Source organism: Streptomyces sp. NBC_00989, from assembly GCF_045162655.1.
In the GTDB taxonomy this organism is placed as follows: Bacteria; Actinomycetota; Actinomycetes; order Streptomycetales; family Streptomycetaceae; genus Streptomyces.
In genome coordinates, this window is the sequence record NZ_CP108728.1 from 11,205,885 (window position 1) to 11,230,678 (window position 24,794).

20 protein-coding genes and 2 pseudogenes are annotated in these 24,794 nt (G+C 69.5%); 8 read left to right on the top strand and 14 right to left on the bottom strand.

Annotation, left to right across the window (positions count from 1 at the left end; translation table 11 throughout):
- Positions 1-7: 7 nt before the first annotated feature.
- The 4 genes and pseudogenes from OG714_RS50640 to OG714_RS50655 form a co-directional block, all read right to left on the bottom strand.
- Positions 8-352: pseudogene (locus OG714_RS50640) on the bottom strand (CocE/NonD family hydrolase); the annotation flags it as partial.
- Positions 349-957, bottom strand: a complete 609-nt coding sequence (locus OG714_RS50645) for a TetR/AcrR family transcriptional regulator (RefSeq protein ID WP_406131257.1) — start codon at positions 955-957, stop codon at positions 349-351. The gene OG714_RS50645 and the pseudogene OG714_RS50640, both read right to left, overlap by 4 nt.
- Positions 958-1,253: 296 nt before the next feature.
- Complete coding sequence (locus tag OG714_RS50650) at positions 1,254-1,910, bottom strand: response regulator (protein WP_406131258.1); 657 nt, start codon at positions 1,908-1,910, stop codon at positions 1,254-1,256.
- A gap of 81 nt (positions 1,911-1,991) precedes the next feature.
- Entirely contained in the window at positions 1,992-3,752 is a 1,761-nt protein-coding gene (locus tag OG714_RS50655; protein WP_406131259.1) for a sensor histidine kinase, read from the bottom strand.
- 495 nt (positions 3,753-4,247) lie between these two features.
- Here OG714_RS50655 and OG714_RS50660 point away from each other — a divergent pair, with 495 nt between their 5' ends.
- Both OG714_RS50660 and OG714_RS50665 read left to right on the top strand, forming a co-directional pair.
- Positions 4,248-6,884 (top strand): alpha-L-rhamnosidase C-terminal domain-containing protein, encoded by a 2,637-nt coding sequence (locus tag OG714_RS50660; RefSeq protein WP_406131260.1) that lies wholly within the window; start codon positions 4,248-4,250, stop codon positions 6,882-6,884.
- Positions 6,885-7,091: 207 nt separating this feature from the next.
- A complete protein-coding gene (locus tag OG714_RS50665; protein ID WP_406131261.1) occupies positions 7,092-8,354 on the top strand; it encodes an MFS transporter in 1,263 nt (420 codons plus the stop codon).
- Positions 8,355-8,390: 36 nt separating this feature from the next.
- On the opposite strand, the gene OG714_RS50670 is transcribed toward OG714_RS50665, so the two are convergent.
- Positions 8,391-9,647 (bottom strand): acyltransferase family protein, encoded by a 1,257-nt coding sequence (locus OG714_RS50670; protein WP_406131262.1) that lies wholly within the window; start codon positions 9,645-9,647, stop codon positions 8,391-8,393.
- Between the two features lie 136 nt (positions 9,648-9,783).
- Between OG714_RS50670 and OG714_RS50675 the strand changes: the two genes are divergently transcribed.
- The 4 genes from OG714_RS50675 (at position 9,784) to OG714_RS50690 (ending at position 11,856) form a co-directional block, all read left to right on the top strand.
- Positions 9,784-10,344: a hypothetical protein gene (locus OG714_RS50675; RefSeq protein WP_406131263.1), complete on the top strand. Its 561-nt coding sequence runs from the start codon at positions 9,784-9,786 to the stop codon at positions 10,342-10,344.
- A 63-nt stretch (positions 10,345-10,407) separates the two neighbouring features.
- Positions 10,408-10,557 carry a hypothetical protein gene (locus tag OG714_RS50680; protein WP_406131264.1) on the top strand — a complete coding sequence of 50 codons (150 nt, stop codon included), beginning with the start codon at positions 10,408-10,410 and terminating at the stop codon, positions 10,555-10,557.
- Between the two features lie 97 nt (positions 10,558-10,654).
- Positions 10,655-11,236 carry an RNA polymerase sigma factor gene (locus OG714_RS50685; protein WP_406131265.1) on the top strand — a complete coding sequence of 194 codons (582 nt, stop codon included), beginning with the start codon at positions 10,655-10,657 and terminating at the stop codon, positions 11,234-11,236.
- On the top strand, positions 11,233-11,856 hold the full coding sequence (locus OG714_RS50690; protein ID WP_406131266.1) for a hypothetical protein: 624 nt from the start codon (positions 11,233-11,235) through the stop codon (positions 11,854-11,856). Before OG714_RS50685 ends, OG714_RS50690 begins: the two co-directional genes overlap by 4 nt.
- A gap of 10 nt (positions 11,857-11,866) precedes the next feature.
- Here the strand turns inward: OG714_RS50690 and OG714_RS50695 are convergent, their stop codons facing one another.
- The 7 genes from OG714_RS50695 to OG714_RS50725 form a co-directional block, all read right to left on the bottom strand.
- Complete coding sequence (locus OG714_RS50695) at positions 11,867-12,721, bottom strand: PaaX family transcriptional regulator C-terminal domain-containing protein (RefSeq protein WP_406131267.1); 855 nt, start codon at positions 12,719-12,721, stop codon at positions 11,867-11,869.
- Positions 12,722-12,733: 12 nt separating this feature from the next.
- A complete protein-coding gene (locus tag OG714_RS50700) occupies positions 12,734-13,138 on the bottom strand; it encodes an acyl-CoA thioesterase (RefSeq protein ID WP_406131268.1) in 405 nt (134 codons plus the stop codon).
- 29 nt (positions 13,139-13,167) lie between these two features.
- A complete protein-coding gene (locus tag OG714_RS50705; RefSeq protein ID WP_406131269.1) occupies positions 13,168-15,537 on the bottom strand; it encodes a bifunctional salicylyl-CoA 5-hydroxylase/oxidoreductase in 2,370 nt (789 codons plus the stop codon).
- Positions 15,534-17,192: an AMP-binding protein gene (locus OG714_RS50710; RefSeq protein WP_406131270.1), complete on the bottom strand. Its 1,659-nt coding sequence runs from the start codon at positions 17,190-17,192 to the stop codon at positions 15,534-15,536. The genes OG714_RS50705 and OG714_RS50710 overlap by 4 nt, the downstream gene beginning before the upstream one ends.
- A 61-nt stretch (positions 17,193-17,253) precedes the next feature.
- The gene (locus OG714_RS50715) at positions 17,254-18,261 is read right to left on the bottom strand and encodes an acyl-CoA thioesterase (RefSeq protein WP_406131271.1); all 1,008 of its coding nucleotides are present in this window, start codon (positions 18,259-18,261) and stop codon (positions 17,254-17,256) included.
- Complete coding sequence (locus OG714_RS50720) at positions 18,258-18,743, bottom strand: cupin domain-containing protein (RefSeq protein ID WP_406131272.1); 486 nt, start codon at positions 18,741-18,743, stop codon at positions 18,258-18,260. Before OG714_RS50720 ends, OG714_RS50715 begins: the two co-directional genes overlap by 4 nt.
- A gap of 2 nt (positions 18,744-18,745) precedes the next feature.
- Complete coding sequence (locus OG714_RS50725; RefSeq protein ID WP_406131273.1) at positions 18,746-19,570, bottom strand: fumarylacetoacetate hydrolase family protein; 825 nt, start codon at positions 19,568-19,570, stop codon at positions 18,746-18,748.
- Positions 19,571-19,750: 180 nt separating this feature from the next.
- On the opposite strand from OG714_RS50725, the gene OG714_RS50730 reads away from it, so the two are divergent.
- A complete protein-coding gene (locus OG714_RS50730; protein WP_406131274.1) occupies positions 19,751-20,188 on the top strand; it encodes a RidA family protein in 438 nt (145 codons plus the stop codon).
- Positions 20,189-20,484: 296 nt separating this feature from the next.
- Here the strand turns inward: OG714_RS50730 and OG714_RS50735 are convergent.
- Both OG714_RS50735 and OG714_RS50740 read right to left on the bottom strand, forming a co-directional pair.
- Positions 20,485-22,020 (bottom strand): annotated as a pseudogene (locus tag OG714_RS50735) (IS701 family transposase); the annotation flags it as partial.
- 313 nt (positions 22,021-22,333) lie between these two features.
- On the bottom strand, positions 22,334-23,038 hold the full coding sequence (locus OG714_RS50740) for a hypothetical protein (RefSeq protein ID WP_406131275.1): 705 nt from the start codon (positions 23,036-23,038) through the stop codon (positions 22,334-22,336).
- A 493-nt stretch (positions 23,039-23,531) separates the two neighbouring features.
- Here OG714_RS50740 and OG714_RS50745 point away from each other — a divergent pair, with 493 nt between their 5' ends.
- Positions 23,532-24,737: a glycosyltransferase gene (locus OG714_RS50745; protein ID WP_406131276.1), complete on the top strand. Its 1,206-nt coding sequence runs from the start codon at positions 23,532-23,534 to the stop codon at positions 24,735-24,737.
- Positions 24,738-24,794 lie beyond the last annotated feature (57 nt).

The window sequence follows — 24,794 nt, forward strand, 5'->3', positions numbered from 1 at the left end:
GCTGCTCGACGAGCCACCGCAGGGTGTCGAGACCGTCCTCGCGTTCGCGGCGCAGGGGGTCGAAGTCGCCGCCGGAGCCGAAGGTGCCGCGGGTGCTCTGGATCAGCACCTGGTATCCCCGTTCGGCCAGCGGCCTCGCCATCTGCGCGGCGATCATGCCCGTCCTGCCGTACGGGATGCGGACGAGCGCGGTCGGCAGGTCGGCGGCGCCGGACTTCGGGCTCCAGCGGTCCGCGAGCAGGACGGCTCCGTCGCGCATCGGCACCCGCAGATCGTGCTCGACGGTGAGGTCCCTGGTCGCGGGCGGGGGCAGATGCAGGAGGCGCTGGGCGAGATGGCTGCTGAGGTTCATGGGGCGTGGTCTCCGGCTGCCGGGACTTGGCGGCTGAAGGTGAGCGTGGACGCGAGGCGGAGCAGGCGGTTCGTCAGGTCCGCGGGATCGAGGGGGTCCGTGCCGTCGATCACCCAGTTGTTGACGATGGCGGCGGCTCCGCCCGCGATGAACTCCGACAGGTCGTCCGCCGTCCGCTGGTCCAGCTCACCGAACAGCTTCCGGACGGCGGGCCTGTTGAGGGAGCTGAAGAGCGCGTTGAGGGTGCTGGTCATGGCGAAGGCGCAGGAGCCGGTCAGCATCGGGCGGTAGAAGGAGCGGTGCGCGGCGAAGTGCTGTGCCAGCGCCGCCACCCCCTCGGTGACGTCGCCACCGACTCCGGTCCGGGGGAGCAGCTCTCGTCTCACCAGGTCGATCCCGGCTTCGGTCAGGAGGGTGTCGCGGTCCCCGAACTGCAGATAGACGAGGCGGCGGCTGACGTCCGCCGCCTCGGCGAGATCGGTGACCGGGATGTCCGTGGTGTCGCGCTCGGACACGAGGCGCACCGCGGCCGCCATCAGGGCCGCACGGGAGCGCCGGACCCTTCGGTCCTGGGTGCCGGATTCCTGGATCGGTTCGAGCTGCATGCGGGAACGGTATACACCTGAGAATAATTACACAAGTGTGCATTTACTTTGGTCGGCGATTGATCACACCTCGGGAAGGGCGATCCGGTTCGAGACCGTCGACGCGATGCGTGTGGTCGCCGGGAGGATCACCGAGAACCGGGGGCTTGGCCAACCTCTTCTCCCTCAGGGAGCAGCAGGGAGCAGCAGGGAGCAGGGCCCGGCGGCCGGTGAGTCCCGGGCATGCCGGATCGCGCCGGGACCTTCGGTCACCGGGTCACCGGGCCGACGGGTCGACGGGTCGACGGGTCGACGGGTCAGCTCGGTCCCAACCCCGCGTCCCGCGCCAACAGGGCCGCCTGCACCCGGTTCTCGCAGTGCAGCTTCGTCAGGATCCGGCTGACGTACGTCTTCACCGTCGCCTCGCTCACATGGATCCGCTCGCCCGCGTCGGCGTTCGACAGGCCTTCACCGAGCAGCGCGAGCACCTCCAGTTCCCGGGTGCTGAGCGACTCCAGACGCCGGCGCGCCTCCTCGCCGCGCGCCGCCGCCTGCCCCGAGGCGAGCTGGTCGACCACGTGCCGCGTGGCGCCCGGCGACAGATAGGCGTCCCCGGCCGCGGCCGCCCGTACCGCCTGGATCAGTTCGGCCGGTGCCGAGTCCTTCAGCAGGAACCCGGAGCCGCCCTGGCTCAGCGCACGCAGCACGTTCTCCCGCTCGCCGAACGTCGTCAGGATCAGTGCGCGTACGGCCGGCGCCGCCCGCCGCAGTTCGGCCAGCGCGGACAGCCCGTCCAGCACGGGCATCTGGATGTCGAGCAGGGCCACGTCGACGGCGTGGGCCCGGACCAGGTCGACCGCCTCACGGCCGTTGGCCGCCTCCGCCACGACGTCGATGTCGTCGGCGGAGGTGAGGATCATCCTGATGCCCGCGCGGATGAGCGGTTCGTCATCCGCGACGAGGACTCTGATCACGACTCTCCTGCGGGATGTACGAGGGGGGCGGCGGGGACGACGGGGGCGACGGGGACCACGGGGACGACGAGCGGCCCAAGACTATGACGTGGTCATGAAGGTCCGCTTCTCGATCAGCTTGCCGTCCTTGAAGCAGAAGCGGTAGGCGGGCATCTTCCCGCCGTCGGCCGGCCAGTCCTTCGTGGACAGATACGACGAGCAGCTCGCCCCCCGCGGCTCGGCGGGCGCCTCGTCGCCCAGGGCCGGGGCCAGGAACGACTTTCCGTGCGGCAACTTGTCCCGTACGACCGTCTCGGAATCCCCGACCTTCAGCGAGTCGTAGACCGACGGATCGAGCATGAGCCGGTCGGACTCCTTCTCCACCAGGTTGACGACCAGCACGACGGCGAGCACCCCGAGAACCAGGAAGGTCAGCAGTGCGGCGCCGCATCCGATCACGAGGCCCTTCTTCTTGCGTCCCATGGCGATGTCGAACTCCTTCTGCCTGTCCGGCGCACCGGACCAGTCGATGTCCGCACCACCGTCGCCGGGCACCACCCCCTCGCTCTGCCCCCGGAAGTCGTTCGCCGCGTCGACGAAGGTCGCTCCCTCCGGCCGCGGGTCCGCCGGCCATCGGCCGCTCTCCGCCGCGCGCGGCGACCGGGGACCGTAGGGCAGCACGCCCGCGATGCGGAACCCGCCGTCCGCCGCGGGCCCCGCGTGCACCATGCCGCCGACCAGCCGGGCCCGTTCCTGAAGCCCCGTCAGCCCCTGCCCGCCGCTCACCACGGGCCGCCGCAGTGCCGAAGTCGTCGCGGGTACCGGCCCGTTGGCGACCTCGACGACCAAGGAGTCCGGCTCGTAGCGCAGTTCGACGGCGATCGAGGCGCCCTGCGCGTGCTTCAGGGCGTTGGTCAGTGCCTCCTGCACGATCCGGAACGCCGCGTGGTCGGCGGCGGGAGCCAGCGGACGCGACTGCCCCGTACGCCGCAGCGCTACGACCGTCCGCGCGCCCCGCGACGCGTCCACCAGCCCGTCGATGCCGGCCACGCCCCGGGACTGGGGCTCCAACTCGCCTTCGTGGTACCGCACTTGGTCGGGTGTGCCGTCACGCAGGATGCCGACCGCCTCGCGCAGTTCGTGCATCGCGGACACGGACGCGTCCCGCAGGACGCCCACCACCTCACGCTGCCCGTCCGTCAGGTCCCGGTCGACCTCCAACGCGCCCGTGTGGACGGCGATCAGCGCCAGTTGGTGGCCGAGGCTGTCGTGCATGTCCTGCGCTATGCGCTGCCGCTCCCGCAGCCGGGCGTGGGACGCGATGATCTCGCGCTCGCGCAGGAGTTGGGCGTTGTGCTCGTGCAACGCGTGTAGCAGCGTGCGGCGTTGGGCGCGGTTGCGACTGGCCAGGCCGGGCACGACCGTCGTCGCCAGGAACGCGAGCGTGGTGAACACCAGTGTCTGCACGGCGGACAGCGGCTGCGTCGGGTCGTGGACGGACAGCCCAACGAAGAGGACGAAGGTGGCGCTGAACAGCGCCAGTGCCCGCCGCGGCGCCTCGATCCTCGCCCCCGCCGACCAGCTGACCACCATCAGCACGATGCCGAAACCACTGAGCAGACCGCCGACCGCGCTGGTGACGACCAGGACGCTCGCCGGGAAGAACCGCCGTAGCGGAGTGAGCACCGCGGCTGCCACCGCCGCGAGGGTCATCCGCAGCGTGCCCTCGCCCGTCTGGCTCAGGGCCATGGCCAGGGCCAGGACGACGGCGAGTACCGTCTCGCCGGCGATCCGCCGCCGGGACCACATGCGGGCCGCGCCCAGCCGGCTCCGGACATCGAGGGCCATCGTCTTCACGTTCACGCGCCAACGGTATGCACCAACACCCGGGCGCACAGCATCCGTTCGTCGCATCCACGAACGACCAAAGTCGTACGGTCCCAGTCTCACGCGGTCCCGCCGACGCGCTGTGTCCGGGACCTTACTGCCGGACGGCACACCGTGTTCCTTGAGACGGCGGGTCCAGGCGTCCCAGAGCCTGTTGACGTCTTCCTGGCTGTCATCGAGACGGATCCGTACGTACCCGGCGTCAGGGTCGGCAGGGGACCGGTGACACCGCGGCGCAGGGAAGGGATGGAGGAGGGCATGCCGTCAACGTGCCGTCCACGCATGAAGATCCTGTCAGCTTCCGATCATCGTTCTGTCTGGCTGTCCGCTGTCGTACGGCACCGCATTCCGGGCGGCGCGCATCGGGAACTACTTCTGTCCCAACGCTGTACGGGCATCCGGTGTTCGAGATAGCGTCACCACGCAGCTGCCGAGTGAAACGATTCAATCCACTGCACTCAAGGGGACGGCATGGCGTCGAACAGCACACCGGACAAAGGCATTTCCCGCCGCGTGGCCCTGGCGGCAGCCGGCACCGTCGGACTCACCGCGGTGTCCCTCTCAGCCGGACTCCCTACGGCGGAAGCGCTTCCTGCCGAGGAGGCCTCCGCTTCCGTCACCGGCAACTCGGCGCGTCGCTCCGGCGGTTGGCACCGCTACGTCCAGGGCCCGTCCTCGCGCACGGTCCGCCCGGTGCGGATCACCACGTCGACCGGAGACGTGAAGAGCCTCGACGCGCTGCTCAAGCCCGGCGGAGCCAGATCCGTGCTGCGGCGCCCGCAGCCCGCGGCGGCGCCGACCTGGCCCGCCGGCACCACGGCCGAGGCCTCCTCGGCCCACGCGGGCAACAACGGCAACGACGGTCAGCCACGCACCTACGACGCCACCAACGCGATCGACGGAAACCCGGACACCTTCTGGAACGACGACACCCTCGGCGTCTTCCCCGATGTCCTCATCATCACCGCGCCGCAGGTAACGACCTTGCAGGGCATCACGGTGATCTCCAACAGCGACGGCGTGCCGACCGACTACACCGTGGACGTGTGGAGCGGCGGCGACTGGCACACCGCCGCCACGGTCACCGGCAACGACGCGGTGCAGAAGGCCGTTCCGTTCGCGTCGAACGTCAGCACCGACCGCGTTCGCATCACGGTGACCCACGCGCAGGACACCTCGCACGGCAACTTCACCCGGATCAACGAGGTCTGGCCCGCGCCTGTCGAGCCGATCCCGATACCGACCGTCACCGTGGACTTCGGCAAGGTCGTGGTCGGATATCCGCAGATCAGGTTCACCTCCGCCTCCGCCAACTCCCCGGGCGTACGCGTCGCGTTCTCCGAGACCCGCCAGTTCCTCACCGACCGCTCGGACTTCACCCGCGCCGACCAGGCGGGTGGCGCCGGAGGGGGCACGGACCAGTTCGCCGTCCCCGCGAAGGGCGCCAACTGGACGGACCACAAGGGCTTCCAGGCCGGTGACAAGGTGTTCGCGGACGGCCTGCACGGATTCCGCTACCTCAAGATCAGCCTCGACGCACTCGCCTCGGACAGCCCCGCCGCACAGCCCTGGGGAACCGTCGAAATCGACTCCGTGGCACTCCAGTTCACCGCGTACGTGGGCACACCGAGCACCTACCGCGGCTGGTTCCTGTGTTCCGACGACGAGTTGAATCGTTACTGGTACGGCGCCGCGTACACCAACGAACTGGTCACCGACACCTTCCGCCAGGACGACGTCGACCCCCGCAACGCGTGGAGCGCCACGCTGGAAGGGAAGTTGGTCCTCCAGGACGGCGCCAAACGCGACCGCGACCCGTACGTCGGCGACCTCGCCGTCTCCGCGCGCACCCTCTACCTCACCCACGACGACGCCGCCGCGGCGGCCCGCAACGTCCTGGCCGACCTCGCCGACCACCAGCGCGCCGACGGCTGGATCCCGCCCGCCTCCATCGGCAACTACACGCTTCCCCTCTTCGACTATCCGCTGTACTGGGTCACTTGCAGCTGGGACTACGTCCTCTACACGGGGGACCGCCAGTACGCGACGCGCTACTACCCGACCCTGCTGAAGGTCCTGGACACCTGGTACCCGAGCGTCACGGACGACGCGGGCCTGCTGAGCAAGGGCCTCAACGGCACCGGCGGATACGGCGACTACGCCTTCCTCGGCCGCACGGGCCGCGTCACCTACTACAACGCGCTCTACGTCCAAGCCCTCCAGAACGCCGCCCAGTTGGCCCACCTGCTGGGCCAGAAGGCCGACGCGACACGCTGGAGCACGCGTGCTGACAACGTTGCCCAGGCCGTCAACTCCCTGCTGTGGGACGCCGATGCGGGCGCCTACCTGGACTCCGGCACGGGCGCGGTACGGCACGCCCAGGACGGCAACTCCCTGGCCGTCGTCACCGGCATCGCCGACACGGCCCGCGCCACCTCGGCCCTCGCCCATCTCGACGCGACGACGCAACGGCCGTACGGCAACGCCTTCATGGACAACGACACCCTCTTCGACCAGGCCTCCCAGCGGGTGTACGCCTTCACCTCGTACCCGGAGATCGAGGCCCGCTTCCTCAGCGGTCAGGCCGATTCCGCGCTCGACCAGATCCGCCGGATGTACGGCTGGATGGACAAGAACGACCCCGGCATCACCCACTGGGAGGGCATCGGCCCGAACGGTTCGCTCTACGAGGACGCCTACACCAGCATGGCCCACGGCTGGTCCACCGGTGTCCTGCCGGCGCTGACCCACAACCTGCTGGGTGCCCGGCCGACCTCGCCCGGCTACGCCACCTGGGAGGTACGCCCACAACCCGGCGACGTCGACTGGGCGACGGGCCAACTCCCCACCCCGCACGGCCCGTTGGGCGTCGAGTGGGAGAACGGCGCCCGCGTCTTCCGGCTCACCGTCCATGTGCCCAGGCGCACCCAGGGCTCGGTCGTCTTCCCCGGTGACGCGCGCGGTCTGCGGGTGAGTGTCGGCCGGCGGACGCTCTGGGACGGGCGGCGGGCGTCGAGCCGTGACGTGAGCGTGGTCGACGGGACGGTCACGGTCGCGGGCCTCGGTGCGGGCGACCACAGTTTCGTGAGCGAAATTCGCGGCAACTGACCCTGTTCGGGGGCCTCGTTGGCGCACGGCGTCGCGATGAACCGCTTCGGGACGGACCAACGTGCGTCTGGCTCGGGGCGGTTCACCGTGAACCGGGTGAACCGGGCGTTCGCTTTGGCTAATTGTGGCGGGTGTTTTGCCGGTCCTTGCGTTGCCCCGTCCCACCGCGCCCACCTAGCCTGACCTGCGGACCAAGGGAGGGTTGGCATGCTGAAGACCGTCCGGGAACAGGCAGCGGGACTCACCAGGGATCAGCGCAACGCCTTCGTCGCCGCCTACTTGGGCTGGGCGATGGACGCCTTCGACTACTTCCTCGTCGTCCTCGTCTACAGCGAGATCGCCGACGACTTCCATGTCTCCCTCACCGACATGGCCTTCCTCACCACGGCCACCCTGGTGATGCGGCCGGTCGGCGCCCTCCTCTTCGGCCTGTGGGCTGACCGCAAGGGCCGCCGCACCCCGCTCATGGTCGACGTGGCCTTTTACTCGGTCGTCGGATTTGCCTGCGCCTTCGCACCGAACTACACCGTGCTGCTCGTACTGCGCCTGCTGTACGGCATCGGCATGGGCGGCGAGTGGGGCCTGGGCGCGGCGCTCGCCATGGAGAAGATCCCGGCGGAGCGACGCGGCTTCTGGTCGGGCCTGCTGCAGAGCGGCTACTCGCTGGGCTATCTGCTCGCCGCGGTGGCCTTCTTCGTCATCGAACCCGCCTTCGGCTGGCGGGGGTTGTTCGCCTTCAGCCTGGTGCCCGCTCTGGTCGCGCTGTGGGTGCGCACCCGGGTGGAGGAGAGCGAGGTGTGGGAGAAGAGCGTCAAACTCAGCCGCACGCCCGCCTACGAGGTGTTCAAGAACCCGGCTGTCCTACGGCGGTTCGTGTACCTGGTCGCGCTGATGACCGCCTTCAACTGGATGTCGCACGGCACCCAGGACATCTACCCCACCTTCGTCAAGAAGGGCCTGGGCCTCTCCCCGGACACCGCGATCGCCATCGCCGTCGTCTACAACATCGGCGCCATCATCGGCGGGATGGTCCTCGGGGCGTACTCCGAGCGGCTGGGGCGCCGGCGCACGATCATGATCGCGGCGGCAGCGGGCCTTGTCGTGGTGCCCTTCTTCGTCCTGTCCACCGCCGTGGGCTGGCTGATGCTCTCCTCCTTCCTCATGCAACTGTGCGTACAGGGAGCCTGGGGCGTCATCCCCGCGCACCTCACCGAGATGAGCCCGGACACGATCCGGGGCTTCTACCCCGGCGTCACCTACCAACTGGGCAACCTGATCGCCGCCCTCAACCTGCCGATCCAGGAGGCCCTCGCCGAACGCCACGGCTATCCGGCGGCGATGGCGTGGACCGTAACTCCCGCCCTGGTCCTGGTGATTGTGCTGAGCGCCGTCGGCAAGGAGGCGAAGGGGATCCGGTTCGGCGGCACGGGGACGCAGACGCCGAGTGCTGCGGCGGCGGATCCGGTGTAGCCCCGGCGGCGTGTGCGGGGGGCAGCCGGTCGTCGGTCACAGGACCGGTGAACCCGCTCCCGTGGCGACAACCGGCTCCAGCCTGCGCACGCGGGGCCGGTTACGTCGTAGCAGAGGCCGTTCGACGAGGGCGTACGAGGCGAAGGCAGCGGCGAACGTGGCGGCGAGGCCGGCGGGGAGCAGGGCGTCGCCGTGCACACCGAGGTTGGAGAGCAGCCGGATGACGGGGTAGTGCCACAGGTACATCCCGTAACTGAGGTTGCGGCCGATCCAGACCGGTGTGGACAGCGACAGCAGGCGGGTCGGCCATGACCGGGGGCACAGTTCCAGCGCGGCCACCACGCAGGCCGTCAGCAGGGCGGCGGCCAGGAAACCGACCGTGTACCAGACGGGATTCCAGCCGCTCACCTCGGTGATCGGGATCTGCCAGGCGATCAGCCCCAGCACCACGAGCGCGGGCCAGCAGAGCCGTCCCGCCCAGCGGCGCAGCGACGCCAGGCGGGGGTCGTCGGCGCGCAGCCGGGCCAGGACGAGGGCGAGCAGGGCGCCGATGAGGAGCTGGTCGGCGCGGGTGTCGGGGCCGTTGTAGATACGGTGCGCGGCCGAGGGATCCCAGAGCACGGTCCGCCAGAGCACCGGCAGCACGCACAGCACCGCGACACAGGCCAGCACCGCGCGTGCCGCCGCGTGCCGCAGCAGGACGAGCAGCAGGAGCGGCCACGCGAGATAGAACTGCTCCTCCACGCCCAGGGACCAGGTGTGGCTGAGGGGCGCGGTGAGATCCGAATACGGTCCCGAGTCCCCGGCCCGTACGAGATTGACCACCGACCCCGCGGCCAATGCGGCGGCCACCCACGCCCCACGGAACAACGGCAGTTCGAACGCCACGGACAGCAGGGCGGTGACCGCGCACATCACCAGCAGGGCCGGCATCAGGCGCACCCACCGGCGACGGTAGAACGACCACAGTCCGATGCCACCGGTACGGGCGTACTCGCCGACCAGCAGCCGCGTGATGACGAAACCGCTGATCGTGAAGAACACGTCGACGCCCACCGAGCCGCCCGGCACCAGGTCCGGCTCCACGTGGTAGACGATCACCAGCAGCACCGCGACCGTCCGCAACCCGTCCAGCCCCGCGACCCGCCCACCACCACGCAACGCCGACGAAAAGCCCCGCCCCCCGCCTCTGCCCCGTTCCGCGGACGTGGGCACGAGTGGCGACGCCGCCGCCCGCGCGTCAGGGCTCTGCTCGGTGGCCTCGTCTACCGTGCTCCGCTGGAGGGTGCTCATAACGGCGGCGTCTGCCCACGTCTGGCGGGATCACACAAATTCTCATGCTGCCCACAGACTGGTGTTGCCTTTCGGACGCCGGACTCCGGCGGTTATTCGTTGGTCGGCGCGGTGCCCGACTCGACAGACTGCCGTCATGAGCAACTCGTACGCGCAGGCAGTGCTGAGGACGACGGATCCTGCCGAGATACTGCGAGTCGCCGGCCGACTGCTCGATCTCGCCGACACGACACAACTCGAAGTCGACTTCGAGGCGCGGGTCTCCACGCCCGGAGAGCTGGAGCGGTTGAGCGGACTGATACCGGACGCCGAATGGTGGTCCTACGGAGCCGACCGACACGGCTCCTCGGACAATGGCGACGCTCCGTCGGAGTGGCTTCCGATCTTCTTGCGCAGATGGTGCATGGCCCCGGAATCCGTGAAGGAGCTCGTGGCCGCGGCGGGGGACACCCCAGCCATGATCCGCTGGGACTTCAGCGGTTGGCCCGAGGCTCCGGAGGTGGGCCTCGGCTGCGGAGGCCCCAGGGGCGCCTACGTGACGGTGTGCCTGAACGCGCGCGACCTCGACCTCGAAGATCCCGCGCCGGACCACACGTTGTACGTTCACGTGAAGCAGGTCGAGGCCGAACGGGCGCCTTGGCTGGCGGCGCAGGTGGGCCTGTCGGTCTTCGGCGAGTTGGAGATGGCACCGCTCTGAGCTGGTTCTCCGAACTTCCGCCGGGAGTTTCGGCAGGACGGAAGGCTTGGCGAAGGAGCCGTGGTGCTGGGACTGCTGGGCTTCTACGACGAACTGGACAACTGCTCCGGCCGGCCGAACGGATCGATACGCGATGCCGTCCGGCCCGTCGGTGAGCGGGACGAGGCGGACCTGGTGGCCTACCTGGACAGCGGCCACGTCCTGCTTTCATGACGGCCCGTCAGGAGAGGACGCGGCCGGGGGCGTCAGAACCGAGGCCACGACGCTGAAAGGAACCGGCCGCGGCCGGACAGTACGGGGTGTGGAATCCATGACGGAACAGGAGGCGCGCCGGATGCGGCGGGCGCGCTTCGAAGGACTGGCGCATCTGGTGGTGGAACCGCTGCACCGCTATCTGCTGCGACGGACGAGCGCCGACATGGTCGACGACGTCCTGTCGGAGACGATGCTGGTGCTGTGGCGTCGTCTCGACGACGTCCCCGGGCTCGGGGCGGGTTCCGATCCCGATGCGCCTCCCGATCGCGATGACGTGTTGCCCTGGTGCTATGGGGTGGCTCGGGGGTGTCTGGCGAACGCCCGCCGTGCCGACGGGCGCAGGCTCCGGCTGGTGGAGCGGCTGATCCGGACCCAGGAGCAGTCCCCGGCGGGGGCCGCCGATCACGGCGAGCTGCATGCCGCGCTCGATGCCCTCGGGGCGCTGGACCGCGAGGTGGTGCGGCTGTGGGCGTGGGAGGGGCTCGCACCGCGGCAGATCGCGGAGGCGACCGGGCTGACGTCCAACGCGGTGAGCATCCGGCTCCATCGGGCGAAGGCGAGACTCGCCGCACAGCTGGGGCGAAAGGATGCCGAACGGCCCGGACACAAGAGGGATGAAGGAAGGAGCAGTCAGTGAATGACGACGAGTTGCTGGCCCGGCTGAAGTCCGCGGACCCGGCACTGACCGGAATTGCTCCGCCGCCCGACATCGACCGCCTTGTGGAGGACACCTTGGACACCGACACCGCGCTTCGGACCGCGACCACCGCTGCCGGCATCACGACCGCGGGATGGGCACGCCGTCATCTCCTCGGACTCGCCGCCGCCGGTCTGCTGGTAATCGGAGGCGGCATCGCCGGAGGAATCATGGCCAACAACGGTAACGGCAACGGTCATTCGGCCTCGGCCAAGACCCTGGCCCCCGCCGGCGCGCTGCGGCTCACCGCCGAGGGCGGCTCCGGCAAGTGCGTGGTGCCCGGCCTCGACACGCTGAGGAAGTACCCGATCCTCTTCGAAGGAACGGTCACTTCCGTCAAGGGCTCGACGGCCACTTTCCGTGTGGACCAGTGGTTCAAGGGCGGTGACGCGGCGACCGTCGAACTCGTCAGCGACACCGACATCCCGGAGACGCTGACGTACTCGGAAGGCGGGCACTACATCGTGGGCGCCAAGGACGGCTTCGTCCCACCGTGCGCCGCGATCGAGGCCTCGCCCGAGACCGTCGCCGAGTTCCACCAGGCGTTCTTCGGGAAGTGACCCCGCCGGATCACGCGGGGTCGTCCAGCAGGCTCCGGGCGAACTCGTGCGCCGGGTCCGCCAGGGTGTGCCGGAGTGCGGCGAAGAGCTCCGCCGCCGTCGCGCCCGACCAGGTGGCGGGGAGGAGGGTGCTGGGCAGACCCGGGTCGAGGTAGGGCAACCGGCGCCAGGCCGTGAGGACTTGGACGTAGTCGACGAAGGCGTGCTGGTCCGACAGCCCGTTCCGGCCGGGCCCGGCCCAGCGCCCGGCCATCGACGTGAACTCGGCGACGAAATCGTCGTAGAGCTTCTGGAGCGCGTCCAAGTCCCACCAGCGGCCCACCTGTTCGGCCGGGTCACCGAAGGCCACGTAGTCGCCGCGGAAGAGGTCGACGTACTGGTCCAGGCCGTGCCGGAGCAGGTGGTCGCGGGTGTCGTCGAGCGCGTGGGCCGGGGCGATCCAGATCCCGGACGAGACCGTGCCGAAGCCCAACCAGGCCAGCCGTGACCGGAGTTGGTGCCGGTGCTGGCGCTCGCTCTCCGGCACCGAGAAGACGGCGATGACCCAGCCGTCGTCGGTGACGGCATGGCGTTCGAAGATACGGCGGTCACCCGTCTCCAGGACGGAACGGGCATACGGCGAGAGCGCGTAGCCCGCACGGCCGTCCCGGCGCTCGGCCACCAGGATCTCGCGGCGCTTGAGCCGGGAGATCGACGAGCGGACCGCCTGGGCGTCGACGTCGAGTTCGGCGAGCAGCCGGATCAGGGTGCTCACGCTGATCCAGCCGCCGACCTCGCGCGCGTAGAGCCCGTACACCGTCACGATCAGGGATCGCGGCGGTGCGGGCTGGCCCGGGCTGTCCTCTTCGAGATCGCTTGCCGTCACGATCGTAGTATTTCAGTGCGCCCGACCGGCGTCCGATCCCGCCCGGCCGCCCAGCGCGGTACGCCAGGCGGCCGGCCAGGGCGCACTGCCGCCGGTCTCCTTGTCGGGCACGTGCACGGTGACATAACTGCCCCGAGCAGCACGGCAGTTCGGCTTGCCGTCCTCGGTGTTCCGCCACACCTCGAAGCCGAAGGTCATCGAGGACCGGCCGAGACGGATCAGCTCGACCCGCGTCTCGACCTCCTCCCCGAACCGGATCGACGCCTCGAACTCCACCTCGTAGCGCACCCTCGGCGCCACCGGGAAGTAGCCCGGAATGTCGTACGCGCGCATCAGCGCGGCCTCCGCCGCCTCGGCGAACCGGACGACGGTGGTGTTGTGGTAGATCCCGGCCGCGTCGGTGTCGATCCACTCCACCCGCGCACGGTGAACGCCGTAGGGACCGCTCATTCCGCTGCCCTGCCCGGGGTCCACCGCAGGTGAACGGCGTCCCGCGGGGTGTCGCGCAGCAGCGCGAGACGCGGGCGGACCGCGTCCGTCCGTGAGGTCGGCGGCTTGCGGCGGCCCGCCGCGAACTGCGCCGGCCAGTCGGCACCCGCGCCGCGGTACTCCTGCTCGGCCGCCGCCTGCAGAGTCCACTGCGGGTTGTAGAGATGGGTACGCCCGAGCGCACACAGGTCCGCACGCCCGGCGAGCAGGATCGAGTTGACGTCGTCGTAGGACGAGATCGCTCCTACGGCGATCACGGCAGCCCCCGCCGGAGCGGCGACCTCGTGCCGGATCCGGTCGGCGAACGGGGTCTGGTACGAACGGCCGTACGCCGGCTTCTCGTCCTTCGTGACCTGGCCGGACGACACGTCCACGGCCGCCGCGCCGTGCGCGACGAACGCCCGCGCGATCTCCACCGCGTCGTGCTCCGTGTTCCCGTCGGGGGTCCAGTCGGTGGCGGAGATCCGCACCGTCACCGGGCGGTCGGCGGGGAACGCGGACCGTACGGCGTCGAAGACCTCCAGCGGCAAGCGCAACCGGTTCGTGAGGTCGCCGCCGTACCCGTCGGTGCGGCGGTTGGCGACGGGGGAGAGGAACGAGGAGAGCAAGTAGCCGTGGGCCGCGTGTACTTCCAGCAGGTCGAATCCGGCGTCGGCGCCCCGGCGGGCGGCGGCCACGAAGTCGGCCACGACCGCGTCCATGTCGGCTCGCGTCATCTCGCGCGGTGTGTGGCAGCCCGTGCCGTAGGGCAGCGCGGACGGGCCTACGACCTCCCAGTTGTCCTCGTCGAGGGGCTGGTCAATGCCCTCCCACATGAGGCGAGTTGAGCCCTTGCGGCCCGAATGGCCCAGCTGGAGACCGATCTTCGCGGTGCTGCGCTCGTGGACGAAGTCGGTGACCCGGGTCCAAGCGTCGCGCTGCGTGTCGTTCCACAGGCCCGTGCAGCCCGGGGTGATGCGGGCCTCGGGGGAGACGCAGACCATCTCGGTCATCACGAGGCCGGCGCCGCCGAGCGCCTTCGAACCGAGGTGGACGACGTGGAAGTCGTCCGGCACTCCGTCGACGGCGGAGTACATGTCCATCGGCGAGACGATGATCCGGTTCTTCAACTCCAGGCCGCCGATGGAGAACGGCTGGAACATCGCCGGGACCGACTCGGTGCGGCCCTGCGCCTCCGCGAAGCCGCGCTCGATCAGGTCGGCGAAGCCCGGGTCGCGGTCCTTGAGGTTGTCGAAGGTGATCCGGCGGGAACGCGTGAGCAGGTTGAAACAGAACTGCGCGGGGTCCTGGTCGGCGTACCGGCCGATGTTCTCGAACCACTCCAGCGAGGCCTGGGCGGCGCGCTGGGTGGACTCCACCACCGGGCGGCGCTCGGTCTCGTACGCCGTCAACGCCGTGTCCACGCCGGGGTGTTCGTGCAGACACGCGGCGAGCGCGAGGGCGTCCTCCATGGCCAGCTTGGTGCCGGAACCGATCGAGAAGTGCGCGGTGTGGGCGGCGTCGCCGAGCAGGACCACGTTGTGGTGGTGCCAGCGCTCGTTGCGGACCGTCGTGAAGTTGAGCCAACGGGAGTTGTTGGTAAGGAGGTTGTGCCCGGCGAGTTCCCCGGCGAAGATCTCGCGGATCCGGGCGACCGACTGCTCGTCGCTCACCCCGGGCGGGAACTGCGTGCCCTCCGTCGCGTCGAGGCCGGCCTTGCGCCACACGTCCTCCGCCATCTCGACGATGAAGGTCGAGCCGGAGTCGGAGAAGGGATAGCCGTGGATCTGCATGGTCCCGAACTCGGTCTGCTTGACGAGGAATTGGAACGCCTCGAAGACCCGGTCGGTGCCCAGCCACATGTACTTGTTCGCCCGCTGGTCCAGCGAGGGGACGAAGGCGTCGGCGTACTTGGTGCGCACGGCCGAGTTGATGCCGTCCGCCGCGACCACCAGGTCGTAGGAGCCGCGCAGTTCGTCCACTTCCGGCGCGAGGGTGCGGTAGTGGACGGTGACGCCGAGTTCGGCGGCCCGCTCCTGGAGGATGTGCAGCAGGTCCTTGCGGGCCATCGCCGCGAAGCCCTGGCCGCCGACAGTGAAGGGGTGGCCGTCGAACTCGATGTCGATGTCGGTCCAGCGGGCGAACCGGCTCTCCATCGCGTCGTGGACGACGGTGTCCGCGTTCTCGATGCCGCCGAGGGTCTCGTCGGAGAAGACCACGCCGAAGCCGAAGGTGTCGTCGGGAGCGTTGCGCTCCCACACGGTGATCTCATGACCGGGGTCGAGCTGCTTCATCAGCGCGGCGAGGTACAGCCCACCAGGCCCGCCGCCCACGATCGCGATCCTCATGCCTGGTTCTCCTTCTCGACGATCCGGCGCAGCAGGAAGTGCTGAAGCTTTCCGCTGGTGTTGCGGGGCAGCGCGTCGCAGAAGCGCACCGCCCGGGGGTACTTGTACGGCGCCAGGTGCGTCTTGACGTGGTCCTGGATGTCCTTGACCTTGGCCTCGTCGCCGACGACCCCCTCGGTCAGGACGACGAACGCGCAGACCACGGAGCCTCGTTCGGGGTCGGGCTTGGCGACCACCGCGGACTCGAGGACGTCCGGGTGGGTGTTGATCGCCGACTCCACCTCGGGACCGCCGATGTTGTAGCCGGAGGAGACGATCATGTTGTCCGTGCGGGTGCGGTAGTAGAAATAGCCGTCCTCGTCGCGCACGAAGGTGTCGCCCGTGACGTTCCAGCCGTTCACGACGTAGTTCTCCTGGCGCCGGTCGTCGAGATAACGGCAGCCGACCGGACCGATCACGGCCAGCCGCCCCTCGACACCGGGGCCGACCTCCTCGCCGGCCAGGTCGAGGACCGTGGCGCGGTAACCGGGGACCGGCCGTCCCGTCGAGCCGGGCCGGATGTCGTCACCGGCGGCGGAGATGAAGATGTGGATCATCTCCGTGGCACCGATACCGTCGATGATCTTGATCCCGGTCTCCTCGTGCAGCTGCTGCCACACCTCTTCCGGTATGTGCTCCCCGGCGCTGACCGCACCGCGCAGACCGTGCAGCCGGTCCGCCTTCCCGGCCTTCAGGATCTGCCGGTACGCCGTCGGCGCGGTCGCCAGCACGGTGACCCCCGCCTCGGCGACCAGCTCGGCCAGCGGCTCCGGTGCGACGGCCTCCGTCAGCAGCGCGCACGCGCCGGCCCGCAGAGCACAGACGACCAGGATGCCGAGCCCGAAGGTGAACGCGAGCGGGGCGGTGCACGACACGAGATCGTCGGGCCGTAGCCGCAGTGTGTGGCGGCCGAAGGTGTTGTCGATCGAGAGGATGTCGCGGTGGAAGTGGGTGGTGATCTTCGGTACGCCGGTGCTGCCCGAGGTGGGTCCGAAGAGGGCGACGTCGTCGGCGGCCGTGTCGACCGCGGTGAACTCCGCCGGTTTCGACGCCACTTGGCGCGTCAGGTCGTCGGCCGAGTCGCCGCCGTAGGCCACGATCGTGAGGTCCGGCAGGACGGTGTCGCGTACGGCCTCGACGTCCGCGGTGAAGCGGTGGTCGACCAGGGCGACGGCCGGGCGGGTCTTCTCGACGACCGGGGTGAGTTCGCGGGCCCGCAGGGCGGCCATGGTGGTGACGACGATGCCGCCGGCCTTGAGGGTGCCGAGCCAACAGGCCACGGTCCAGGGGTTGTTGGGGGAGCGCAGGAGTACCCGGTTGCCGGGGACCAGGCCGAGGTCGTCGGTGAGGACGTGGGCGATCTGGTTGGCGCGGCGCAGCAGTTCGCCGTAGGTCCACACCTCGCCCTCGGGTGTGCGCAGGGCCGGGCGGTCGGGGCCGAAGCGGGCGGTGGGGACGTCGATCAGCTCGGCGCCGGCGTTGAGGCGCTCGGGGTAGCGGAGTTCGTCGGTGGTGAACTCCAGGACCGGCCAGTGGGCGCGCGGTGGGAGATGGTCGCGGGCGAACGTGTCCGGATAGGCGGAGGGCGAGAGGCCCATCTGGTCCAACTGGTCCATCGGGAGGGTCCTTTCCGCAGGCCGGGGGCGGGCCGTGCAGGGATCAGGAGCTGCGTGGGAATCAAGAGCTGCGGATCAGGCCTTCCTGGACGACGGTGGCCAGGTGGGTACCGGTGGGGGTGAAGAACCGGCCGACGGCGAGGCCGCGACCGGTGTCGGCGGCGACGGCTTCCTGGGCGTAGAGGAGCCAGCCGTCCATGGGGCCGGGCCGGTGGAACCACATCGCGTGGTCGAGGCTCGCGGTGATGAGTCCCGGGAGTGCCCACGGCAAGTCAAGTACGCGCAGGACGGGTTCGAGGATCGTGTAGTCGCAGACGTAGGCGAGCGCGGCGAGGTCGCGCTGCTCGTCGGTCAGACCGTCGACGGGACGCAGGGTGTCGAACGGCCTTACCCACAAAGCCTGTTGGGGCACGCGCTCCCCTTCGACCGTGAGGTAGACGGGTCCGGGCACGTGCCGCATGTCGAAGCTGCGCCCGCCGCTCCAGTACTCCTCGGAGGTGTCGGTCATCGTGCCGCGGGGTGCGGCCGTGTCGCGCAAGTACGCGGCGGAGCTGGGCAGTTCGGTGGGATCGGGTACGCCGACAGGGGGCTCGGCGGCGAAGGTCGCGCCCGGCTCGCCCGCGGCGAAGTTGGCGAGGCAGGTGTAGACGGGCTTGCCGTTCTGGAAGCCGCGGACCTGCCGGGTGGCGTAGCCGCGCCCGTCGCGCAGGAGCTCCACCTCGTAACGGACCTCGGCACCGATGTCGACCGGCCGTAGGAAGTACGAGTGCATCGAGTGCAGCGTCTTGCCCTCGACCGAGCGCATCGCGGCGGCCGTGGCCTGGGCGACCATGTCACCGCCGTAGGCCTTCGGCCACGGGCAGGGCTGGGTGGTCGCGGTGAAGGCGAGGTCGAAGTGCTCGGGTTCGGCGGGGGTGAGGGCGATCGCGTCGGTGAAGGGCGCCGAGGTCGGGCCGGAGCGGACGTCCGCGCGGACGTCGGCGTGGGTGGTCCGGGAGCCGGCGCCGGTGCTTCGGGAGTCCGAGCCGGTGCTCTGCGTGTCGGAGCTGGTGCTCTGGATGTCGTTCACGGCCGGTCCAGCCAGTCGCGCAGGTCGGCGTCGGCCACCTCGTCCAGGTTGACCACGATGTTCTCCGGGGTGCGGGTCGTCATCCAGGTCAGCGGGTTGTTGCGGTCGAGATTGCACTCGACGTGCGGCATGAACGGCGGGACGAAGACCCAGTCGCCCTCCCCGAGGTCGATGTAGTCCTCGAACCGCTCGCCGAAATAGATCCGGGCCCGCCCCGAGAGGACATAGCCGCCGGTCTCCGCCTCACCGTGGTGGTGCGGCACCGAGCGGTAGCCCGACTCGTTGCTCACCTTCCCGAACCACAGCTTGGTCGCCGGCGTGTGCTGGACGGAGACACCGGAGATCCGGGTCGCCCCGGCGGACTGGCCGGTGGCACCGACCTCCAGACCACCGCGCGTCACGACCGGTACGACCAGGCCGGACTCGTTGGCGTACAACGAGTTGTCGCCCTCTAGGACGTACTTGGAGAAATCGGGTTCCATGATCAGCTCCTGGAGTCGGTGAGACGGAAGCGGTTGCGCAAGGTGCCGATACCGGGGATCTCGGTCTCGACGAGATCGCCGTCGGCGAGGAAGACCGGCGGGTTCATGCCCGACCCCACACCGCCGGGGGTGCCGGTGAGCACGAGGTCGCCGGGGCGCAGGACCGTGAAGGTGGAGATGTAGGCGAGCAGGTCGGCGGCGTCGAACACCAGCGTGCTCGTGTTTCCGCGCTGCCGCTCGACGCCGTTGACCCGGCAGATCACCTCGACGCCCGCGACCGGGTCGAGCTCGTCCGGCGTGACGACCACCGGCCCGAGCGGCGTGGTGCGGTCCCACGCCTTGCCCTGGAACCACTGGAGCGTGCGCTTCTGCCAGTCCCGCACGCTGACGTCGTTGGCGACCGTGTATCCGGCGATCGCCCGTCCGGCCGTGTCCCGGTCCGCGCGGCTGAGCTCCGCCCCCACGACGACGGCGAGCTCCGTCTCCCAGTCCACGTCGAGGCCGGGCGGCAGGACCAGGTCGTCCTCGGGGCCGGTCAGCGTGTCGGCGTACTTGGCGAAGAGCGTGGGGTTGGCGGGAAGTTCGCGGCCCATCTCGGTGATGTGGTCGGCGTAGTTCAGCCCGCAGCAGACGATCTTGCGCGGTGACGGCAGGGGCAACACGGGGGTGGCGCCGGGCAGTTCGGCTCCGGCGAGGCCCGCGATGCGGTCGGTCGCCGTGGTCGTCAGCAGCGCGGAGAGGTCGTCGGCCGGCAGCGCCCGCCAGCGGTCGCCGTCGAGCACGGCGGCCGTGGTGCGGCCTCCGTGGGCCACGGTGGCGAGCTTCATGGGCGTTCTCCCTCGGGGCGACGGCGGCCGGAGCCGGCCGGGGTGACCGGGCTGCGTTATAGCGAGATTTTCACGACCGTCGAAAACAGTCAATAGATGGGCTAGGCTGCTTGCAGCACCAGCCCGTCAGGTCCGACCGATCCGTCAAATCCGTCAGATCCGTCCGAGGAGGACCCCTCTATGACTCCGATCCCGGTGAACCCGCCCTCACTCCCCGCCCCGAGCGGCTACTCGCACGGCACGCTGAGCGGCAACACGCTCTACCTGGGCGGACAGACGGCCCTGGACGCGGACATGCGGATCGTCCCCGGCGGCATCGTCGAGCAGTTCAGGCAGGCGTTCGGCAACGTGCTCACCACGTTGCGCGCGGCCGGGGGTATCCCCGAGGACCTGGTGAGCCTGACGATCTACCTCACCGACATCCCCGACTACCAGGCGCACGGCAAGGAGATCGGGAAGGTGTGGCGCGAGCTTGCGGGGCCGGTCTATCCGGCGATGGCGGGGATCGGCACGACCGCGCTGTGGCAGGCGGAGGCATTGATCGAGATTCTGGGCGTGGCGGTGATCCCGGACGAGCGGCTCGTCCCGGCGGGGAAGCGGGACACTCCCGGGGTGTGACGGATCGTCTGGCACCGGTGTCCGGAGGTGGTGGGGACCCGGTGCCGCGGGTGCTGCCCTCGGGGCTGACGCCCGCAGCATGTGTGCAGATCCCGACCCGGTCTCCCGGTCTCCCGGTCTCCGGTCAGGGGCGGGCGGTCATTCCGCCTTGGCCACCTCGACGGTGATCTGGCGGTCGTGGAGATCCTTGAGGACCGACTTAGTAGGACTCCGTTAGGTCTGCCTGGATCTTGGCTTTGAGTATGAACCGCTGGGCAGGGGTTGGTGGCAGGTGGTGCAGGTCCCGGTCCAGCACCTCAGGGTGTCTTGGAGAGCGTCGAGGATCTGGTAGAGGGTGAAGCTGGTTCCGGTGCTTTTGGGGCGAGGCGCCGCTCGGTGAGGAATGCCTGTGCAGCCGTCACGAGGGTGACGTGGTGATGCCAGCCCGGCCAGGAACGGCCTTCGAAGTGGTCCAGGCCCAGGCCGTGTTTGAGCTCTCGGTAGTCGTGCTCGATGCGCCAGCGGACCTTGGCCAGGCGGACCAGATCGGCGATCGGAGTGTCGGGCGGGAGGTTGGAGAGCCAGTATTCGCTCGGTGCTTCGGCGCCGACGGGCCATTCGGCCAGCAGCCAGCAGTCGGGCAAAACCCCGTCCCACCAGCCCTGCTCGGCCGAGGCCGCTGCTTTGATCGGGCGTTCGACCGCCTTGCCGGCCGGACGTACGCGCACGGCCGCGAAGCGGGAACGCAATTCCCCTTTCGCTCCCTGGCGCCAGGTGACCGGGACGAATGCCTCTTGCCCCAGGCCCGTGGCAAGGGCTGCAACTGACGGGGCCTTCTGGCGGTAGCGCGGCTGGGGCCAGCAGCCGACATCTCCTTTGCGGTCCGGGGCCACGGGTTCCGCGTCGAACGGGTGGGCGCTCACATCCGACCGGATGGACAGGACATAGGTGAGTCCTCGCTCCGACAGGGCGGCCCGCAGGTGTGCGTTGGTGCCGTAGGCGGCATCGGCCACCACCGCCGGCGGGGTCATCCCCCAGTCCGCGAGACTGTCGAGCATGTCCAGGGCCAGACGCCACTTCTCCCGGTGCGTGACCTCGGGCGGAATCAGGGTCCTTGTGCGGCGGTGGCTGTCCGCAGCCCAATCCTCGGGCAGGAACAGCCTCCACTGCAAAGGGCACGAGGCAGTGTTACTGGCAGCGTGGACGCTGACCGCGACCTGGCAGTTCGCGCGTTTGCCCAGGGCTCCGCAGTACTGCGGAGCCACACCGACCGACATCCGGCCGTCCTTGGGCATCGACACATCGTCGATCACCCAGGCCACCGGGTCGACCAGCGGCAGCAGCCGTTCGTTGACCCGCCGCTGAACAGGCACCGGATCCCAGGTCGACTGATTCACGAACTGCTGCAGGTTCTGCTCGTTGCCGTCCGGCAGCCGCGCAGCCATCGCCTGGATCGATTTGCGGCGGCCGTCCAGCATGAGTCCCCGCAGGTAGCAGTCGCCCTTGGCCCGCTGATCCTTCCGCGGCACCGAAGCGAACACATCGGCCACGAACAACGCCAACGTCGCTCGAACACGCCTCACTTCATGTAAGTCCACATACTTAACATGCTCTTGATCAGCGCAAACAGAAAGACCTAACGGAGTCCTATTAGGGGTGTTCTCGTCGACGATCACGAAGTCGAAGTCGGTGAGCGGGGCCAGAGCGTGCAGGGCGCGGCGCTCGAACTTGGTGTGGTCGACGTACAGGATCCGCTTGGCCGCGACCTCCATCATCGCCCGCTTGAACGAGACGGTGTCCTGGGTCTGGTGGTAGCAGGTCCCGGCCGTGATGGCGGACGTCGAGAGCACCGTTTCAGGGACGTCGAGTGTGCTGCCCGGCTGGAACCTTCTGGATGTTCTCGCCGGTTTTCGTGCACGTTTTTACGCTGATCCTGCGGTAACCCACACATCAAGTGTCTGTTCCAACATTTTTGTTTGTCAGTTCCAAGGCGAGTGGCTGCTGCCGCATTGCATGAGGCGCGCATGACAAGCGTGAACTCGGCAAGCGTGAACTTGGCAGGCGCCGAGCCGGCCGGTCGCCGATCCAACAGCGTCCTGTATCAAGCGAGTTGTCACCGGGCGGGCGGGGTGTCGACCGTCTGTGTGCTCGTCGGCGCCCGGGGGATCAGCCCGTGGTGGTGTTGTAGTTGACGATTCGCTCCACGACGAGGGCGACCGCACCGGCCAGGGGACTGTCCGACCCTTTGCCCACCACGTCGGGCAACCGGTGCGCCTGCTCCTCGGTGGCCGCCACCATGCCCCAGAACGCGTTGAAGCCCGACGGGTCCGACGGCTTGTCGGTGGCCGCCCGGACTGTCGAGATGTCGTCCCCCTGGGTCACGGCCAGCGCGCCCATCTGGCGGAGTGTGTCGGGGTCGCGCTCCTTGGCGGCCACCACGCTCCACCCCGCCACCTCCGTCTGTCGCAGTGCGGCGAGAAGAACGCCCGCGCTGCCCGCGCCGGAGACAACGATGTCGGGCAGGACGAGGGCCACCGGCCCGCGCGTCATCGGCAGGGCGGACCGGATCGCGCCGTCGAGATCCGGCTCGAGCGACTGGTCCTGGTATACGAAGACCATCTGAAAGATCTCGGCGTAGCGCGCGAGGTAACTCACCGTGTCCAGCTTGTGCGTCCCGAACACGACGACCAGGCGCACGTTGAGCCCGCTCTTGGCCAGCTCGACAACGGCCTCCAGGCTGCGGTCCAGCACGGTGACCCCAGGAGCCAGACAGTGCAGCTCCTTCGAGTACGGCGCACCGAAGCGCGTCGCGAATCCGGCGCAGGGCAGGATGATCGAAACATCAGGGACGGGCGCGGACGAACTCTGCATGAAGTGGCTCTCAGATTGTGTTGACGATCGGGAACCTTGCGCACTTCGCCGGGTACGGGTACGGGCGATCCAGGGCCGACTCCATACACGTAATGGGCATCGAAGGAACGCCGGCGCTCACCGTAGCCATCGAGGACGGCTCCACGCGAGAGCGCGCGGAGCGTTGATCGACGAGATTGTCCCCACACGGACCGGTAGGTATTCGCCGCCGCCGTCGGAGGCGGAACTTGGCTTCGAAACAGCTGAGTTGGCCCATGAGCGGCACAAGACCGCCTACCGGTAGACGATGTTCGGCCTGCAATGCCGCAGTCGCGCCCGCATCGCATGCGCGCGGCAGCTCCAACTCCTTTACGGCAGAACCGACTTGAGCGTGTGCGACGTACACTGCAGCCGCACCCGCTCCGGCCGACCCGTCGCCGGAGCGGGTGCGGCTCGAAGTCCGGGCGGGCACGGGCCGAATGGCGGGAGAAGTCAGAACGAAAGAGGGTGCGGAATGCGGGTGCTGTTGTCCACGTACGGAACGCGCGGCGATGTCGAACCGCTGGTGGCACTCGCGGTGCGGCTACGGGCGCTCGGCGTGGAGGTACGGATGTGCGCCCCGCCTGATGAGGAGTTCGCGGAGCGGCTGGCAGGTCTCGGGGTGCGGCTCGTGCCGGTCGGGCCACCGGTACGGGAGGTGATGCGTGGGACGACGCTGCCGTCGGCGGCGGATCTGTCCCGGTACCGGACCGAGATGGTCGGCGCGCAGTTCGACGCTTTCCCCGCGGCGCTCGACGGATGTGACGTGCTGGTGGCGGCCGGCCTGGCGCAGATCGCCGCGCGGTCCGTGGCCGAGGCCGCGGGCATCCGCTATGTGTACGTGAGCTATTCGGCGGTCAACCTGCCGTCGCCCCACCACGCGCCGCCACCGCGTCCGGGCTGGCCGGAGCCGGCGGCGGACGACAACCGGACGCGGTGGGAACGCGACGCCGACAACGTGAACGCGCAGTTCGCCGAGCCCCTCAACAACCACCGGGCAGCGCTCGATCTGGCACCGGTGAACAACGTCCGCGACCACGTCTACAGCGACCGTCCGTGGTTGGCGGCGGACCCGGTCCTGGGACCGTGGCGGGAGACCCGCGGCCTCGACGTGACACAGACCGGTGCGTGGACCCTGCCGGACGAACGCCCGCTCCCGGCCGATCTGGTGACGTTCCTGGACGCGGGCACACGGCCGGTCTACGTCGGTTTCGGCAGCATGAGCCCGTCGCCGGACATCGCCCACAGAGCTGTCGAGGAGATCCGCGCACAGGGCCGCCGCGTACTCGTCTCCCGTGGTTGGGCGGAACTGGACCTGGTCGACGGCCAGGACGACTGCTTCGCCATCGGCGAGGTCAACCATCAGCGCCTGTTCGGCCGGGTGGCCGCCGTCGTCCACCACGGCGGCGCGGGCACGACGCTGACCGCCGCCCGGGCCGGTGCGCCCCAAGTGGTGGTGCCTCTCCGACTGGCGGACAACCCCTACTGGGCCGGCCGGGTCGCGGATCTCGATCTCGGCGCGGCACTCGACAGCGAGACGGTGACCACCGAGTCACTGAACGTCGCCTTCAAGACGGTTCTGGCACCGGAGACCCGGGCGAGGGCAGAGGATGTGAGCGGCAGGTTCCGCACCGACGGAGCGACGGTGGCCGCGAACCTCCTGCTCGACGCCCTCCGGTGAGAGGCCGAGGCCGAGGAAGAACGCGCCGACCGATCCGAGCGCGAGGCGGATGTGTGG

Excerpts from the sequence above, each read along its gene's own strand:
- OG714_RS50730 (WP_406131274.1), top strand. The coding sequence starts at position 19,751 with ATGACTCCGATCCCGGTGAACCCGCCCTCACTCCCCGCCCCGAGCGGC.
- OG714_RS50705 (WP_406131269.1), bottom strand. The coding sequence starts at position 15,537 with ATGAGGATCGCGATCGTGGGCGGCGGGCCTGGTGGGCTGTACCTCGCC.
- OG714_RS50740 (WP_406131275.1), bottom strand. The coding sequence starts at position 23,038 with ATGCAGAGTTCGTCCGCGCCCGTCCCTGATGTTTCGATCATCCTGCCC.
- OG714_RS50660 (WP_406131260.1), top strand. The coding sequence starts at position 4,248 with ATGGCGTCGAACAGCACACCGGACAAAGGCATTTCCCGCCGCGTGGCC.
- OG714_RS50720 (WP_406131272.1), bottom strand. The coding sequence starts at position 18,743 with ATGGAACCCGATTTCTCCAAGTACGTCCTAGAGGGCGACAACTCGTTG.
- OG714_RS50645 (WP_406131257.1), bottom strand. The coding sequence starts at position 957 with ATGCAGCTCGAACCGATCCAGGAATCCGGCACCCAGGACCGAAGGGTC.
- OG714_RS50710 (WP_406131270.1), bottom strand. The coding sequence starts at position 17,192 with ATGGACCAGTTGGACCAGATGGGCCTCTCGCCCTCCGCCTATCCGGAC.
- OG714_RS50725 (WP_406131273.1), bottom strand. The coding sequence starts at position 19,570 with ATGAAGCTCGCCACCGTGGCCCACGGAGGCCGCACCACGGCCGCCGTG.
- OG714_RS50665 (WP_406131261.1), top strand. The coding sequence starts at position 7,092 with ATGCTGAAGACCGTCCGGGAACAGGCAGCGGGACTCACCAGGGATCAG.
- OG714_RS50745 (WP_406131276.1), top strand. The coding sequence starts at position 23,532 with ATGCGGGTGCTGTTGTCCACGTACGGAACGCGCGGCGATGTCGAACCG.
- OG714_RS50685 (WP_406131265.1), top strand. The coding sequence starts at position 10,655 with ATGACGGAACAGGAGGCGCGCCGGATGCGGCGGGCGCGCTTCGAAGGA.
- OG714_RS50670 (WP_406131262.1), bottom strand. The coding sequence starts at position 9,647 with ATGAGCACCCTCCAGCGGAGCACGGTAGACGAGGCCACCGAGCAGAGC.
- OG714_RS50675 (WP_406131263.1), top strand. The coding sequence starts at position 9,784 with ATGAGCAACTCGTACGCGCAGGCAGTGCTGAGGACGACGGATCCTGCC.